Annotated in this window: 13 protein-coding genes and 1 tRNA gene; 3 read left to right on the top strand and 11 right to left on the bottom strand. The window is 61.3% G+C overall.

Annotated elements, in window-relative coordinates:
- Positions 1-8: 8 nt before the first annotated feature.
- From PLN84_RS05605 to PLN84_RS05585, 5 genes are all read right to left on the bottom strand, one after another.
- Complete coding sequence (locus PLN84_RS05605) at positions 9-728, bottom strand: 50S ribosomal protein L2 (protein ID WP_292382430.1); 720 nt, start codon at positions 726-728, stop codon at positions 9-11.
- A 12-nt stretch (positions 729-740) separates the two neighbouring features.
- Complete coding sequence (locus tag PLN84_RS05600; RefSeq protein WP_292382431.1) at positions 741-989, bottom strand: 50S ribosomal protein L23; 249 nt, start codon at positions 987-989, stop codon at positions 741-743.
- On the bottom strand, positions 986-1,735 hold the full coding sequence (rpl4p, locus tag PLN84_RS05595) for a 50S ribosomal protein L4 (RefSeq protein WP_292382433.1): 750 nt from the start codon (positions 1,733-1,735) through the stop codon (positions 986-988). Before rpl4p ends, PLN84_RS05600 begins: the two co-directional genes overlap by 4 nt.
- Before the next feature lie 6 nt (positions 1,736-1,741).
- A complete protein-coding gene (locus tag PLN84_RS05590) occupies positions 1,742-2,755 on the bottom strand; it encodes a 50S ribosomal protein L3 (RefSeq protein WP_292382435.1) in 1,014 nt (337 codons plus the stop codon).
- Positions 2,756-3,573: 818 nt separating this feature from the next.
- A complete protein-coding gene (locus PLN84_RS05585) occupies positions 3,574-3,978 on the bottom strand; it encodes a Tfx family DNA-binding protein (protein ID WP_292382437.1) in 405 nt (134 codons plus the stop codon).
- Between the two features lie 143 nt (positions 3,979-4,121).
- Here PLN84_RS05585 and PLN84_RS05580 point away from each other — a divergent pair, with 143 nt between their 5' ends.
- Complete coding sequence (locus PLN84_RS05580) at positions 4,122-4,964, top strand: F420-dependent methylenetetrahydromethanopterin dehydrogenase (RefSeq protein ID WP_348531966.1); 843 nt, start codon at positions 4,122-4,124, stop codon at positions 4,962-4,964.
- Positions 4,965-5,152: 188 nt separating this feature from the next.
- On the opposite strand, the gene PLN84_RS05575 is transcribed toward PLN84_RS05580, so the two are convergent.
- From PLN84_RS05575 to PLN84_RS05565, 3 genes are all read right to left on the bottom strand, one after another.
- Positions 5,153-6,574 carry an aldehyde dehydrogenase family protein gene (locus PLN84_RS05575; protein WP_292382441.1) on the bottom strand — a complete coding sequence of 474 codons (1,422 nt, stop codon included), beginning with the start codon at positions 6,572-6,574 and terminating at the stop codon, positions 5,153-5,155.
- Between the two features lie 25 nt (positions 6,575-6,599).
- Entirely contained in the window at positions 6,600-7,529 is a 930-nt protein-coding gene (locus PLN84_RS05570) for a galactose-1-phosphate uridylyltransferase (protein ID WP_292382442.1), read from the bottom strand.
- A 175-nt stretch (positions 7,530-7,704) separates the two neighbouring features.
- Positions 7,705-8,697, bottom strand: a complete 993-nt coding sequence (locus tag PLN84_RS05565) for a 5,10-methylenetetrahydromethanopterin reductase (protein ID WP_292382443.1) — start codon at positions 8,695-8,697, stop codon at positions 7,705-7,707.
- Positions 8,698-9,051: 354 nt separating this feature from the next.
- Here PLN84_RS05565 and PLN84_RS05560 point away from each other — a divergent pair, with 354 nt between their 5' ends.
- Positions 9,052-10,947, top strand: a complete 1,896-nt coding sequence (locus tag PLN84_RS05560) for a tubulin/FtsZ family protein (protein ID WP_292558964.1) — start codon at positions 9,052-9,054, stop codon at positions 10,945-10,947.
- Here the strand turns inward: PLN84_RS05560 and PLN84_RS05555 are convergent.
- Entirely contained in the window at positions 10,931-11,899 is a 969-nt protein-coding gene (locus PLN84_RS05555; RefSeq protein ID WP_292382447.1) for an NrpR regulatory domain-containing protein, read from the bottom strand. The two genes, PLN84_RS05560 and PLN84_RS05555, sit on opposite strands and share 17 nt — an antisense overlap.
- Positions 11,896-12,321, bottom strand: coding sequence for a dCTP deaminase (locus PLN84_RS05550; RefSeq protein WP_292382448.1), 426 nt, complete (start codon positions 12,319-12,321; stop codon positions 11,896-11,898). Before PLN84_RS05550 ends, PLN84_RS05555 begins: the two co-directional genes overlap by 4 nt.
- A gap of 55 nt (positions 12,322-12,376) precedes the next feature.
- On the opposite strand from PLN84_RS05550, the gene PLN84_RS05545 reads away from it, so the two are divergent.
- Positions 12,377-12,448, top strand: a tRNA-Arg gene (locus PLN84_RS05545).
- Between the two features lie 39 nt (positions 12,449-12,487).
- On the opposite strand, the gene PLN84_RS05540 is transcribed toward PLN84_RS05545, so the two are convergent.
- The coding region (locus PLN84_RS05540; protein WP_348531965.1) for a VWA domain-containing protein at positions 12,488-15,452 on the bottom strand (2,965 nt) is incomplete at its 5' end.

Raw genomic sequence — 15,452 nt, 5'->3', positions numbered from 1 at the left:
TTCACCTCTCACTTCTTCCACTTGCCGGTTCTCCGGGCGGCAATATGCCCTACCTTCCGCCCCGGGGACGTCCCGTGGGAGACGGTCTTCGGGCGTCCGCAGTGCTGGTGGCCACCGCCACCGAACGGGTGGTCGATGACGTTCATGCAGACACCCTTGACGCGCGGCCACCGTTCAGAGGAGGACCTGACGTGGAAAGCCTTCTTTCCTGCCTTGACGAACGGTTTCTCTCCCCGTCCGCCGCCGGCAACGATACCGACGGTTGCCATGCAGGCACCGTTGAACCACTTGTTCTTGCCGCTCGGCATCCGAACACCGACTCTGCCGTCGTCGGCCTTGCCGATAACGAGGGCCTGGACGCCGCTTGAACGGACAAATTTGCCGCCGTCGTTGGGCCTGGCCTCGATGTTGCAGACGTATGCACCGACCGGGACCTCACTGAGCGGCAGGGTGTTTCCGTTCTTCACCACGCCTCCCGTGCCCCAGGAGATCGCATCCCCGACACCGAGCCCTTCGGTGGCGAGGATGTAGACCTTCTGGCCGTCCTCGAGTTTCGTGAGAGCGATCGGCGCGTGACGGGCCGGGTCGTGCTCGATGTCGACGACGATCCCGGAGACCAGGGCGTCAGTCTTCCCCATGTGCCGCAGTTCGGCCTTATACCGGTGCGACGGTGCACGGTAGGATGGACCGCCTTTTCCGCGGCTCTGTGCTATAATTCGATGTGCCATTCGTCACTCACCTTACATTATCCCCAGCCGGCTGAGAATCTCTTCAGCCGCTTTCGCATCCGCAAACGTTACGATGGCCTTCTTTTCGCCTTTCATGGTCATCATTGTGCGGACGGAGGTCACTTCCTGTTCAAAGGAAGACTCCAGCTCGCGCTTGATATCCTGCTTGGTGGCATTCCTCTGCACGATAAACTGGAGTTTGCTCTCGCCTTCGAGCATCATCGTTGCCTTTTCAGTAACGAACGGGTATTTCAGCATCATGAGAACTCCTCCAGTCTCCGGATTGCAGACTCGGTCCAGATCGTCAGGCGTCCTGCCTGCGTGCCGGGTGCTAAGAGTTCGGTGTTCAGCTGGTTGACCGCCACGGCATCGACGCCGGCAAGGTTCCGGGCCGCCCGGAGCGGTTCGCTCCCGGTGACGATGAGGACACTCTTGCGCTGCTTGTAGCGGCGGCCACGCATGGTACCGCGTCCCGCACGGACCTTTCTGCTGTCCTTCGCCCGCTCGACGTCGGCATAGACCCCGAGGGCGGAGAGCGCCGAGATGACATCGCCCGTCCGGACGACCTCTTCAAACCGGTCCTCGAAGACCAGCGGGAGTTCACCCGAAAAGAGGTGCCCGCGTCCCCGGACGAGGTCCTGGTACGTGCTGGCTGCGACGGCAGACCGGAAGGCCTTGCGCTTCTCTTTCCGGTTGATCTCCTTGACGAGGATCTTTGCGACCTTCGGGGGATGTGCTGCACGCCCACCGGTTGCTTGCGGCACTCGTGCCACCTTGCTGCCGTTCTTCAGACGGGGGACCTGAGCGACACCCCGGCCGCTACCCCACGACTCTGCCGAGGTGCGGATCCCGGCATAGGGGTCTGTCCCATGCGGCTGGAACCGGGTGCTCTGGAGCGCGAGGACAGCCCGCTTAATCAGGTCGGGCCTGTACTCTTCATTAAAGATTTCCGGGAGATCGATCTCGTGGGCGATCTCGCCTGTCAGTGTTCGAACCTGTGCCTTCATCGCTGCTCACCCCTGCTGGCTCTGCGCGCTGACGAAACTGATCGCCGGCGTGCGGACGGTGTGTTCACCCTGCCGTATTGCGGACCGGATCCGGACCAGGCGCTTGTTCGGTCCCGGGACGGAACCCTTGATCAAGACGTAGGGACCACGCACAAGGCCGTAGTGGAGGAATCCGCCTGCCGGCGTTATGTCGGCGCCGTCGGTGCCGACCTTTAAGATGCGCTTGTTGAACTCGGTGCGCTGCTGGTAGCCCATCTGGCCCATCTGGGGCACCTGCCACCGAACATGGTGCGGATGCCACGGACCGAGGTTGCCGATGTGGCGCTTCTTGCCGCCACGGGAGTGCTTCCGCTTCCGGACCTGAACGCCCCAGCGCTTGACGGGGCCTTCCGTGCCCTTACCGGTGGTAACAGCGGTCACATCGACGTATTCGCCGACCTCGAGGTTGCCGGAGATCGTAATCTCTTTTCCAAGAATTCCGGCGGCGTAGGCGATCTGATCGTCAAGGTTTCCGCCGGCGATCCGCATCTCCATCAGGTCGGGAACTTTCTTCGGAACGCCGGTGATCTCCATGGGCCGGGTGTAGGCCAGAGCGTAGAGTTCAGCGACCTTGCCCTCACCGATCGCATTCTTGATAGCATCGAGGGCGGCAGCGGTGTCGTGGTTCTTCGGGACGTTGATGCGGCGGGACAACTCCTCGTCGAGGTCGGTCGTCCAGGCCTCGGTCAGCGCGTGCTTTCCGTAGGTATCCTCGCTGTATGCGCGCACCCCCGCCACCCGCATGGGCGGGACCTCAACCACGGTCACCGGCACCATCACGTCCTTGCCTTCGGTGGGACTGCTTTTGTGGTCGTCCACCATGATGACGTGGGTCATCCCCACTTTGTACCCTGCAAATCCCTGCACAGCCGGGGATCCCGCGTACTTCGGCCATGAACCGTAGCGGGGAACCGGGCTCTTTGCCCGCTTTCTCGGGCTGTACGCGAGGGATCCTCTGCGTGGCCTGTTAATCTTCGGCATGTTTCAATCAACCCTTCGTGCATTGTAGTGCGATACATCGCTCCTGAGAGCGGTGCTCGACGCCGAATTCCGTGCCGGACGTGCCGGCACGATCGGTCTTCTGACGAACCCGTAGATTCGGGGCAGGATATCGAACGCCGCGCCATTACGGCGCGACGCGAAGGGAAACAGTTGATGGAGGCAGCGGGGAGCGAGAAGGCGCAGAGACGTCCGTCTCCGCGCCTTCCGATCGCTCATCTCCGTTGCCGGCCCGGTGTGCACCGGGCGTGGTTCCAGTCTTCGCCAATAGATCCTGACACTTTGACGCTCCCGGGAAGGGGGTTCCCGGAACCGGGCGCGCTGCACTGGCGTTGGCCCAACGTCTCGATCAGATCCAGCTCCTGTCATCCCGTTGTGACGAGCACAACTCCATATCGACATCGGCCCTCCATGAGGAGGTTCGATCGTTGCTTTGTCTGGTACCCCCTACACTGCCCCGCCGCGAGTCTCTGATCCGCGTATGAAGCGAAACCGGAGAGATCCCCGAGATCAGAGGCACGTGCAGTGCCGGTTATCTCGTGGATCAGGGCGGAGCAATGGAGAGCGGTTTCTTAAACATTACTTAAAATTGGATATAAACCTTGTCATCCAATTTCCCGGAAACCCGGACAAAACGGATATCTGCTGCATGTCCGGCATTAATTCGGCGAACTGAGCTGCCCGGGGGATGAACGAAGGGCCGCGAGTGGGCCGCTCGCAGGCACCCAGCGGGAAGACCCCGGCCCGCAGGACTCCCGACACGACCGCGCCGGCATAAGCCCGCGCGCCAGGGAACACCATCACCCGAAGTACAGGTCGCCGTCCTCGTTGATGTAGATCTCGACCGCGTCGCGGACCTGCCTGCCCCTGAACCGGTCGGGGTTAGCGTCCCTGAGCCGGTTAATGAGCGATATCGTATCATACTTGACCTTTACCCCCATCTTCTCGGCCTCCGTGTAGATGATCTCAGGCGCCTTGAGCAGGTCGAGGCCGCCCGGAAGCGTGCAGAGGTGCGCCGCGTCGAGGGTGTAGAGGAACTCGAGCGTCTCACGTGCGCGCGAGATGTTTTCGATGGCGGCCTTTTCGATAGTGCAGACGTTTGCCTTCGAGGTATGGATAATCTCCGCGATCTGTTGTTGCGTCAGCCCTTTCTTCCGGTAGCGCAGCACTTCCTTCTGGCGATCGGTAAGCAGACCCTGTTTCATTAGGGAAATATATATAATCACATTCAATTTAAACACTTCCCCTTAACTTCACCCACTCCAGGGAGAGGTTTCGGGCCATTTCAAAACGTTTATATGAGAACTTGGCGATACTATCGTGTTCTCAAATTTTGAGAGGTGTTAAAGTGGTTGTTAAAGTAGGAATTGCAAAACTGGGAAATATCGCCAGCGGTGTAATGGGTGAACTCCTTCTCGACGAGCGCGCCGACCGTGAGGACATCATCACGTTCATGGCGACCTCCGGCACGAAACTGCAGCCCGAGGACATCGACCGCGTGGTCAGCAACATGAAGGCATGGGGCCCGGACTTCTGTATCGTCGTCTCCCCGAACGGCGTTCTCCCCGGACCCACCAAGGCCCGTGAAGATCTCGCAGCGGCCAAAATCCCCTGCATCGTCATCACCGACGACGTCACCACCAAGAAGGAGCAGTTCGACGCGCTCAAGGCGAGCAACTTCGGCTACATCATCATGAAGGCCGACGCCATGATCGGCGCCCGCCGTGAGTTCCTCGACCCCATCGAGATGGCGGACTACAATGGAAACCTCGTCAAGGTCCTCGCTATCACCGGCGCGTTCCGGAAGATGCAGACGGAGCTCGACAAGGTCATCGACCAGGTCAAGGCAGGCAAGAAGGGCGCGGACCTCGCGCTCCCGAAGGTCGTCATGACCTCCGACAAGGCGGTCGAGGGCGAGTTCAGCAACCCCTACGCGCTCGCGAAGGCCCGCGCGGCTTACGAGATCGCCCAGGCGGTTGCAGGCGTCAACGTCAAGGGCTGCTTCATGACGAAGGAGTGGGAGAAGTACATCCCGATCGTCACGAGCGCCCACGAGATGATGCGCCAGGCGATGATCCTCTGCGAGGAAGCACGCAACCTCGAGAAGAGTGTGGACGCGGTCATCAGGAAGCCCCACAAGAAGACCGGCGAGATCGTCTCGAAAACTGCGCTCATCAGCAAGCCCGAGTAAATCCAATACCAGTCTATTTTTTGCATCGTTTGTGAGCGACTGCTGCCGCAGGGCTCCCTGGAGCAGCGGCACGAATGAGTCAACCCGTAACGCACGCTTGAGCCTTCCCCGGATGGACAGCCCGAACAGGGATCCAGAAGATATCGGACCAATGCGAGAGGACAGGAACCCGGGTCGATCCTTGCCGCCTACGGAGAGAAGACCATCATCCGTTCTTCAGTCATCTCTTCGATAGCATACTTCGGCCCTTCACGCCCGATCCCCGAACCTCGGACCCCGCCGTACGGAGCGTGGTCCATCCGGAACGTCGAGACGTCGTTGATCACCAGCCCGCCGACCCGGATGCCGGCAAACGCCTGTGCGATCCTCCGGGCATCATGGGTGAAGAGGCCGGCCTGCAGACCGTAGTCAGAGTCGTTTGCGAGTGCAATCGCCTCTTCAAAGGTATCGTAGGGGGTGACCGTCACCACCGGGGCGAAGACTTCGGTCCGGTTCACCTCCATATCCGGGGTCGTGTCGAGGAGGACTGTAGGGTAAAAGAGCGGACCCTCACAGCTCCCGCCCGTGATCGCCCTCGCACCCTTCCCGACCGCGTCCTGCACCTTTGCAAACGCCGTCCCGGCAGCCTCCCCCGTTATCATCGGCCCCACGGCAGTTCCGGGCTCGCGCGGGTCGCCGACGGTGAGGGCACGGACCCGGTCGACGAGCAGCGCGAGCGCCTCCTCGAAGATCGGCCGGTGGAGGTAGACCCGCTGCACCGAGATGCAAGCCTGGCCGGCGTTGGAAAATCCGCCGGCGACGATCCGGCCGACCGCGAAGGGGATATCGGCATCTTCGTGAACTATCACAGCCGCATTGCCGCCAAGTTCCAGCCCGACCCTTTTCCGGCCCGCGATGCCGCGAAGGTGCCACCCAATGGCCGGGCTTCCGGTGAAACTCAGGCAGGCGATCCGGTCGTCCTGCACCATCCGCTCGGCAAGCTCGCTTCGACAGGGGACGACACTGATTGCCGCCGGGGGAAACCCGGCGTCAAGCATCAGTTCCCCGAACATCAACGCGGAGATCGGGGTTGCCGACGCGGGTTTGAGGACGATGGAGTCCCCGGCGGCGATGGCCGGCCCGAGTTTGTGACAGGCGAGGTTGAGCGGAAAGTTGAACGGTGTGATCGCGAGCACCGGGCCAAGCGGGAACCGGCGGATACATCCAATCCGCCCTTCACCGCCCTCGTTCCAGTCGAGAGGGAGGATCGTGCCGTCGATTCGGCGCGCTTCCTCGGCAGAGACCTCGATCGTCTCTCTGGCACGCAGAACCTCGCCCTCTGCAAGAGCCCGGGTCTTTCCCGCTTCGAGGACGATCGTCTCCACAAACTCCGCCGCGTGTTCCCGGAGCAGATCAGCAAGGGCATAGAGGATCTCGGACCGGCGGTGGGCCGGAAGATGCCGGGTGAGAGAGAAGCCTGCCGCTGCGGATCGAAGGGCGTCCTCGATATCCACGCTCCCGGCAAGGCAGACCCGGCCGACCGTCTCCCGGGTGTAGGGGAAACGGACATCCAGGATCTCATTGCTCGCTCGCCACTCCCCACCGACAAGGAATTCGCGCGCGCCCGTCATGGTAAAGAATCGGCACTGGACGGAATCAACCTTTCTCCCGGAAGAGGGGGCCCACGTCCTCGGGGAGGGTCAGAATGACCGGTTCCTGGTGCAGCCGCTCCATGAACGCCGAGTCGCACATGGAGAGGCTGTTTGGATTTAGCCGTGCGATGAGGGAACAGAAGGCCCGGTGACCCTGCCCCGCACGGGGAGCATCGAAGAAGATCGAGACGTTGAAGGCGTGCGTGCCGAGGCTCCGGTAGAAGGCGACGACCCGGAGGATCCCGGCGGCCAGCGGCTCGACATACGGCCCGAGTTCGGCAAGCGTCGATACCGGGAGGATCCCCCGGACCTCCCGCTCGCCGAGGGGGACGGGGCTTGCCGACCAGAAGATCTCGTCCTCGAAGAGGAACCGGTCCGAGGTGCGCTCGTGCTCCACGAGGTCGTCCCAGTAGAGGCGGCCGTGGTCGGCGAGGTACCGGCGGCCACCGGAGATATAGAGGTCCGCAAGGCGGGCGGGCTCCCGGTCGGCCAGACCCTGCAGGTGCGGGTGGACGATGCTTGCACCGGCTGAAGGGAGGTAGTTCCAGTTGATGGTCGCGTAGCCCGGTCCCCGGGCGAGGGCTTCCGCCGTACCGGATATGGCGTCGGCAAGGGTCCTCTGGTCGAATGGACCTGCCGTATCGTGATCGGGCGTGATCACCGTGACCACATGGTGCTCGGCGTAAGGGTAGAGGTTCGGGAACGTCACGCTCTTCCCGCACCGGAGCCGGGTGCCGTCCGCGAACGTCGGGGTAGATGTTTCTATGGCGTTGGGGCAGAACGGGCAGCCGTCACGGGAGCAGGGCAGGGCTGGGAAGGCGTCGATCCGTCGTTCGACCCGGACGGGACTGATCCGGCACCGGATGCCGGTGAGTGACTCCCGGCGGTACTGGAGAACTCCCCGATCGGTCCGAATCTCGCGAGTGGTGAACATGGCCTTTTGTAATCCGATTGGCGCGCCGACCGTATAAAACTCTGTCCGGGTTGCGGGGAACGAAAGCCGAAGGCTCCGGGAGATGTGGAAGCGGGCGGAAGAGCCGGGAATACCGGGCCGGCACGAAATGATCCCGGGATCGTGGATAAAAAAAAGATGAGTGCTGTCTCCTGACTTATACGACGTACTTGCCGAGGAGGCGGATGGAGTTGGTCATGTCGGGGCCGAGAGGCGAGCCGAAGATGATCTGGGTAACTCCGGACTTTGCGAGGTCTTCGCACTTCTGCTTGACCATGTCGGGGGTTCCGGCGATGGTGAAGGCGTCGATCTCCGCGTCGCCGACGAGTCCGCCGACGGTCTTGAAGTCAAAGCGGCCGAGCGCTTCCTTGATCTTCGCGACGTTGGCGAGGTCGAGTCCGTGACGCTGGAGGAGCGCGGGCGGGGAGCCTGCGGCGATGAATGCGGCCACAATCTTTGCGGCGTTCCGGGCCTTCTTCTCGTTCATGTCGATGGACATGGCGGTGTAGGCACCGACGTCGAACGTCTTCTTGCCGACTTTCTCCATGGCTCCCTTGATGATCGGGATCGCGATGTCGAAGTCCTTGGGATTCGATGCGTTGATCAGGGCGCCGTCACCGATCGTGCCGGCGAGCTCGAGCACCTTGGGTCCCTGGGCACCGATGTAGACCGGGATGCCCTTCTTGCCGGGCAGGGTGACACCGGTCAGCTTGGCACCGTCGTAGTCGAAGAACTCCATGTTGCCGCTCTTCTTGACCTCTTCACCGGCGAGGAGTTTTCGGATCTGCTCGACGCCTTCCTTCAGGTGGCCGACGGGCTTGACGGGGTCGATGGCGAGCTTCGGGAGGGTCGAGAGGTCGCCGGGCCCGATACCGAGGACGGCGCGTCCGTCGGAGATCTCGTTTAAGGTAGCCATGAAGGAGGCAATGGCTGCCGGGGTGTCGGTGAACGTGTTCATGATACCCGGTCCCATCTTGATCGAGTCGGTGTTTGCCGCGATCATGGCAAGGGTCGGATAGGCATGACGGTTGTTGTAGTGGTTGGTGATCCAAGCGTAGTCAATATCTTTTGACTCTGCAAGCTTGGTGAACTTCACCACCTGCTTGACATTGATTGCTCCGGGCACAAATTCAATTCCATATGTAGTCAAGGCTATACACCTCAATGAGTAGTTACGTGCCGAGAGTTATATATATTACCATTTTGTGCTCGCCGAACGACACGTACTGCACAGGTACTGCAAAACGGAGAGATGTAATGTGTTCTCCAGGACATCCGGAGAATTTCCTTCCTAACCCGACGAAGGGCTCCAGCACAAGGGGATGAAACCGAAGGATTCAAATACATTGCTTTTGAAAACGGATGCGCTCCCGGCCCGGAACGTGACAGAAATATATATGTTCGCCCGCCCACATATTCATCAATGGTTTTGAGTGGCATGCGCGCCCTTTTCTGCGGCAAAAGCCACTCCGGACATACGACGAGGACGGGGGAGTATAACGGTATGCGAGTGCTGGCGATAGGGTTGGGTGGCGCCGGGTCGCGGGTTGTGGATAGCCTCTACGATCACGATCGGCGAAGCAGAGTTTACTGCATGAGTGCGGTAGCGATCGACATCGACCCGAACTCTCTCGTGCAGCTCCGCCACCTCCCTGACCCCGCGAGGATCTTCTTCCCACGGATCGATATCATGGATCCCGGCGATATCACGAGCGTGATCGATATCGAGGAGGTGATGACCCGGATCCAGGCCCTGGATACACTGGATATCGACGCCGTCCTGCTCTGCTGCGGGCTCGGAGGCAGTGTAATCGACATCGCGCCGCCCATCATCGAAGAGCTCCGGAAGTCCTACGTAGAACCGATCTTCGCGCTCGCTATGCTGCCATGCCTGGATGAGGGGAAACGGGTCTCGGCCAAGGCCGCCGACGACCTTGATACCCTCCAGGGGCTTGTCGATGCGGTCATCCTCTTCGATAACGAGACCTGGTCGCAGAAGATCAGGGCGGCCGCGGCTGCAGCCGAGACGGAAGAGCCCGGCTTCATGGGCAGGCTGCGCCGGAACTCCGGGGTGCTCGACCCGAGGACCCACTACGGTCTGCTCAACGAGCGGATCGCTCGCCAGATCGGCCTCCTCCTCCGTGCAGGCGAGTTCAACGAGTCCGGGCTCGATTTCGCCGAGGTTGTCCTGGATGCCGGGGAAGTCCTCAACACCCTGAAAGGGAACAGTTTCGTCGCGGTCGGTTACGCCACCGAACGCCTGCCGACCGGGTGGCTGGACCTCCTCTACCGGCGGCGGTCGCTGAAGTACTTCATTCAGGGCTCCCAGGAGAAGGCCGCCCGGATCGTCTCGCTCGCGAAGAAAGCGGTCTACGAGGAGGTATCGGTCCCCTGCGACCTCACAAGTGCCGATAAGGCACTGGTGCTGATCGCCGGGCCTTCGGCCGAGCTCTCGATGAAAGGGTTTCAGACCGTCAGGAAATGGATCGACCGGAGCATCGCCGGCCTCGAGATGCGGTCCGGGGACTATCCGGTGAGGAACACCTCGTTTGTCGGGATCATCATCGTGCTCTCGGGGTTATCCAATGTCCCCCGCGTCGAAGAACTCCGGGAGATCCGAACCGAATACCGGCTTGAATGCGAGGAAGAAGAACTGAAGGCCGAAGAGGAGGAGCGGCTGCGCGAGGAAGCTGCCCGGGCGGCGGAGACCGGGGCACCGGACGAGGACGACGCCCCGGAGTTCGTCTCTCCCCTGGAGTCAGCGTTTCAGGAGGAGAATAAGCATATGACAGAACAGCATGCAGCGGAGAGGGATGAGATGATCATGCTCCCGGGCAGTGGCCAGGGCAGCAACGTGCGCAGGGACGATACCATCGATATCCTTCCGAAAGCCGAGAAGAAGCGAGACGACGGCGCCGTCATCCTCCCCCCAAAGCAGGGCGGGAGGGAGATCGACCTCACGGGATCGACCTCGGTCACCTCGTCCATGCCTGCGCCGAAGAACTCCGTCTTTGGTCCGAAAGGAATCAGCATCGAGAAGACTGCTCCGAAGGACGATACAATCGTATACCCCACAACCATAAAAACGGTGCAGCGCCCGAAAGACGGGGCGCTCACCGGCGATCGGGCCTCGATCGATCGTGGGATACAGCGGCCGAGCGACAGTACCCTCGATGGGCGCGACCTGCGTGTGCGTGGGGCGGCCCCCGCACCGAAGGATGCCCTGCTGGACCAGAACGGCCGGGGATTCGGCCACGGGGGTCCTCGCCCGAAGGAGATTGACCCCTCGCGCGGGAGGCTCGATGTGATCGACGCGACCACTCGGTCGCGGAGCCGGAAGGAAGCGGAGAAGAAGGCCGAAGAGGATCCGGACGGTGAAGGGTTCACCTGGATCCGGTAGCGTCTGCCATTCGTTCAAACGGTATGATCCCGGCGCCGATCTCGGTCCTGATGGCGTATCCCTTCTCAAGGGCGTTCCCCACCATGTTCATGCCGGAAAACGCGACGACGGAGAGCCGATAGGGATGTTTCGGGAGATTGAACTCTCCAATGCCCCCGCCGGCTGGGAATACGAACCCACACTCCATCATCAACCCGGCGGCCTCCTCCACCTGACCCCGCGCAACCGCGGGCACCGCCCGGATGTTGGCTAGCCCTACCCCGGCCCGGGTCGTCACCAGCCGGTTGATCGAGGTGAGGCCGGCGGATATGAAGAGCTGGAGGGGGTCGACCGATGTCCCCCGGTAGCCGATGAGGTCGAGGAACCCGGCAGAGCCATCCTCATCGACGGCGATCCTGCCGGCGTACTCGAGCCTCGTCGGGATACCCATCTTCTGGAGGACGCCGTCCAGCGTGACGCTGCAGGCCGTCATGATCCCCACATGGCCTTCGGGTATGCGGGGATCGGTGTCGACGATCCGGTAGGTGTTCAGGAATCCATAACCAACTCCTGCCACCTCGTCGAAGGCTGCCTCGACGCCCGGGAGGTCTTCCTCCCGCACGAAGGAGAGGTTGTAGGCGACGCTCCCTGTCCCGGTCGCCGGGTCGAAGGTGCTCCGGAAGGAGAGCTGTTCGAGTTTCGATATGATGAAGCCGATCCGCTCGTCGACGAGGGCGCTCTCGCTCTCTGCGATCCCCGCGTCAGTGAGGATGCGACCCCGGTTCCCGACCTTCTCCGTAAATCCCGCTTCATCGAGGTACTGGAGGTAGTACTGGACGGCGCGGTCGCTCAAGACGAACCCCCTCTCAGCCATCTTCTCGCTTAACCTTTTGGCGCCGAGGGGTTCGTGCGAATCGGCGAGGATTCGCAGGATCTCAAGGTACTTCCGTTCCGAGCGTATCGAGGAGGTCATCGTGTCTGCACCGCGCCAACACTTTCCTGATACCGGCCCTGGTAGACGCGGTCGCCGTTCCGCACTTCCTGGAGAATCATCTGGACGATCCTGTCTCCGCCGGCGAGAGTAACCGGTTCTGTACCCGTGTTCGTCAGGCAGAGCGTCAGCTGACCCCGGAACCCCGGATCTACGAATCCGCCGCCGAGGAGGACGCCGCGGCGGGCGAGCGAGGAGCGGCACCGGAGGGTTGCCGCGAGGTCGGCGGGAAGTTCCACCCGCTCGATCGAGGGGACGAGGGTGCACGTGCCGCACGGGAGTACGGTCTTTTCAGCTGCCCGGAGGTCATAGGATGCGGGCTGCTGGGAGATGCCGTGGTATGGTTCGATGACGAGATCGCCGTCCTGGAGCCGGCGAACGATTTCGCTGGACGAGAGAATCATTGTATATTGTACTGACATAAAAACGCTTAATAACTTATGATAGAAAACCATGTGGGGACCTATGGGGTAGAGGACATCCTTTTGGGCTTCGAACCCAAGGACGCGGGTTCAATTCCCGCTGGGTCCGTCAGTTCTTCCGGGTGCGCTCTTGTGGCACCCGGAGATCTTATGCAAGTCGGATATACGCATTCTGCCATTCTCCTACCCGGATAGGGGGGAAGATTACCCCGGCATCCGGCGCGTCGTCTGCTGAGGCACGTACCCGGATCCGATACTCTCCGGGCGGCCGGTTTCGGACGTCGAGGGAGGAAGCACCACTGGTCGGGGTGTCGAACTGCACCCAGGAGAGGCCGCCGTCGTTTGAGTACTCCACGACCTGGGTCACGGACCCCGACCCGGTGTACGCGAGGTCCCAGGCGGCGGTGAGGAACTCCAGCACCGGCTCAGTGCAGGTGTAACGCGGGTTTGCAAGCGTGAGCGTTGCGGAGCCGAGACCGGTGTTGGCAAGGTCCGGCACGGCCGTGATGAAGGTGTCGGGGAGGGCGAGCTCCGCACCGTCGTTGAACGTGATCGTTGAACCGGGGCCGAAGACGTTGATGTTGCCGTCGGTGAGCACTCTGAGGCGGAATGTCGCCTCCCAGACCTGGTCGAGGTGGACGGTGCCGATCTCGAATTGCAGGGCGTGGTCGTCGTTCCAGTCGTCGGTCTGGTTGATAGTGGTAAATGGCGTGATCTCGTGGCGTCCTGTATCGTTCTCAACCCAGCTCTCGATGGTGGTTGAGATACCGTCTTCGTGGACGTAAGTGAAGACGGCCTCCCCCTCCCGATCTTCGTCGTTGACCCGGATCGTGCCGAAGTCGAGGGTCATGGTGGTGTCGACGCCGGCCTCGGTCTTGAGGTCGCCTGCAATGGCAGTGTAGACAGCACCGATGTTAGCTGCAGTGCCGTTGTAATACTTCCCGCCTGTGGACTCGGCAAGTGTTTTCAGGGCAGCTCTGCCGCCAGGAGAAATGCTGTCCGCGTATCCGATCGAGTAGATCGTGACATTTTTATGCCGGGCATAGACAGAAAGATTCTGTTCGGCATCTAACAGACCGTCGAACATGTAATAGTCCTGAACGAGATCTCCATAAGCAGTAGGGCCATACCAGGAAGAGGGATAACCATTCCCTCTGGCCAGAGGATCACCGTACCAATTGTAATCCCCATCAGAGAGTAAAACGATCGCTTTCACAGCATCGGAACTGCCGTTAACGCTCAACTCGTTGATCGCCCTGTAGGTGCCACCTCGCATCGGTGTTCCGTAGTCAGGCACTATATTATTGAGCTCAGTTTTCACCGAAGAGAGAGTATCAATAAGCGGCAGATCAACCGTCGCATAATCGCGATATCGTTTCGGCGTGCTATAGTCATTGTCGATATAGTTCCAAGGATTGGTAAACGAACTTTCCCCTGGAACATCGATCTGATTTCTCGAACCGGTATTCCTCCCGAAGGTGACAAGACCCACCTTATCTCTCTCGGACATGCTGTCAACAAACTCCTTTGCCGCCTCCCTCACCGAGTGCATCCGGTCGGGGTTATCATAAAGCATACTCCCTGAACGATCCGTGCAGAGCACCACATCGATCGGGTCCGGCTGCAGCGCATACCCATCTCCCTTCAGCCGGATGGTGACTTCGGTCGTGTTGTTCACCGCAACTGTCTGGTTAGAGACGCTCGCCTCCACGGAGAGATAAGGATAGTTCATCCAGGTCAGGAGAATATCCCGGCTGAGATCCCTCCACGTCGCCCGGACAGTCGCCGTACCCTTTGCAGTGGCGTCCCAGCCATTCTCCTTCGGACCGGCAAACGTCCCCGGCTGGAACTCAACGGTGGCGTACCCGTATTCATCGGTCTCGGCAGACGTCGTAGTCAGTGCCGGATCCTGAATTTTGGTGTATCCACCGACATTGACCGATCCGGGAACAATCTCAAACGTCACCGTCTCGTCCGCGACCGGGTTCCCCTTGATATCCATCACCTTGGCCCGGAGTTCCGAGATGGAATCTCGGTTGACATCCCGGCTCGGCATGGACTGGGGGTTTGCCGACAGGAGCATATCCACCGGGTCGGTGTGGATGAACTCGACGGTCTCTGATGAGGTCACGCTCGCGTTGTCCACGGTCGTCACGGTGATGGTGATCCTGCCGGTGGTGTCCTTCGGGCCGTAGGTGAGGCAGGCGATGCCCGTGCCGTTCGTCGTCAGGACGGCATTCTCTCCAAGGGAGGTGTTGACCTGGAGGCCGCGGCCGGCCGCCGGGTTGCCCCAGGCGTCGAAGAGCCTGTAGGTCAGGGTGAAGGTATCTTCCCCGTTCGCGGACCGATAGGGGATAGGGTCGGCATCAGGGCTGACCGAGACGTCGATTGCGGCGGGAAGCCCGGTGGGCAGCCCGCGGATGGAGATGTAGCGGTCGACGCCGGCCGGGAGGACGGTCATCCGGACGATATTCTCACCGACGGTGCGGCCGGTTCGAAATTCCGCCCGGACAAAGCCCGTGACGTTGGTGCTCCGTTCGAGCACCGGCACCGGCGAGCCCCCGTCGTCGATGAAGACGGCATCGTCGTCGACCGAACCGGCGCTGAAACGTACCGTCTCGGCGACCCTCCGATCGTCCACCGGGTTGCCGTGCCGGTCGGCCACGCCCACAGTGATGGTGGTGGTATTGCCCGCGGTCACCTCAGAGTCGTAGTGGAGGTATACGATGCGGGAGGGCAGGTCATGGTCGATTGAGAGGGAGAGGGTTTCCTCGACCGCTCCGGCCCGGGCGGTGATCACGGCGACGCCGCTCGTCTTGTTAACCGTGAACGTGGTGACGGCAGTCCCCGACGCACCGGTGGTGACGGTCGCGGGCGCGAGGCGGCCGTAGATCGGGTCGACGTCGAGCGCCACGGTGCAGTTTGGAAGCGACGCCCCGTCCCCGTCGAGAACCTGCACGGTTATTCCGGAGGAATCGGCCCCGTTTGCCACCAGCCAGCCGATATCGCTCGAGAGGACGATCCGGCCTGGGTCTGCCGCACCCACCGCAGGAACGATCAGGCCGAGCAAGATCGTGAGGATGATTATTTTCTGGAAATTCATGCTGAGATCA

The organism is Methanoculleus sp., from assembly GCF_035363275.1.
Taxonomy (GTDB): Archaea; Halobacteriota; Methanomicrobia; order Methanomicrobiales; family Methanoculleaceae; genus Methanoculleus.
The sequence above is the reverse complement of the archived record's forward strand: the minus strand, read 5'-3'. Positions and strand labels throughout refer to the sequence as shown.

What these genes read in the sequence shown, in the direction of transcription:
- PLN84_RS05560 (WP_292558964.1), top strand. Translation starts at nt 9,052, where the DNA reads ATGCGAGTGCTGGCGATAGGGTTGGGTGGCGCCGGGTCGCGGGTTGTG.
- PLN84_RS05605 (WP_292382430.1), bottom strand. Translation starts at nt 728, where the DNA reads ATGGCACATCGAATTATAGCACAGAGCCGCGGAAAAGGCGGTCCATCC.
- PLN84_RS05590 (WP_292382435.1), bottom strand. Translation starts at nt 2,755, where the DNA reads ATGCCGAAGATTAACAGGCCACGCAGAGGATCCCTCGCGTACAGCCCG.
- PLN84_RS05585 (WP_292382437.1), bottom strand. Translation starts at nt 3,978, where the DNA reads ATGAAACAGGGTCTGCTTACCGATCGCCAGAAGGAAGTGCTGCGCTAC.
- PLN84_RS05600 (WP_292382431.1), bottom strand. Translation starts at nt 989, where the DNA reads ATGATGCTGAAATACCCGTTCGTTACTGAAAAGGCAACGATGATGCTC.
- rpl4p (WP_292382433.1), bottom strand. Translation starts at nt 1,735, where the DNA reads ATGAAGGCACAGGTTCGAACACTGACAGGCGAGATCGCCCACGAGATC.
- PLN84_RS05570 (WP_292382442.1), bottom strand. Translation starts at nt 7,529, where the DNA reads ATGTTCACCACTCGCGAGATTCGGACCGATCGGGGAGTTCTCCAGTAC.
- PLN84_RS05575 (WP_292382441.1), bottom strand. Translation starts at nt 6,574, where the DNA reads ATGACGGGCGCGCGCGAATTCCTTGTCGGTGGGGAGTGGCGAGCGAGC.
- PLN84_RS05555 (WP_292382447.1), bottom strand. Translation starts at nt 11,899, where the DNA reads ATGACCTCCTCGATACGCTCGGAACGGAAGTACCTTGAGATCCTGCGA.
- PLN84_RS05550 (WP_292382448.1), bottom strand. Translation starts at nt 12,321, where the DNA reads ATGATTCTCTCGTCCAGCGAAATCGTTCGCCGGCTCCAGGACGGCGAT.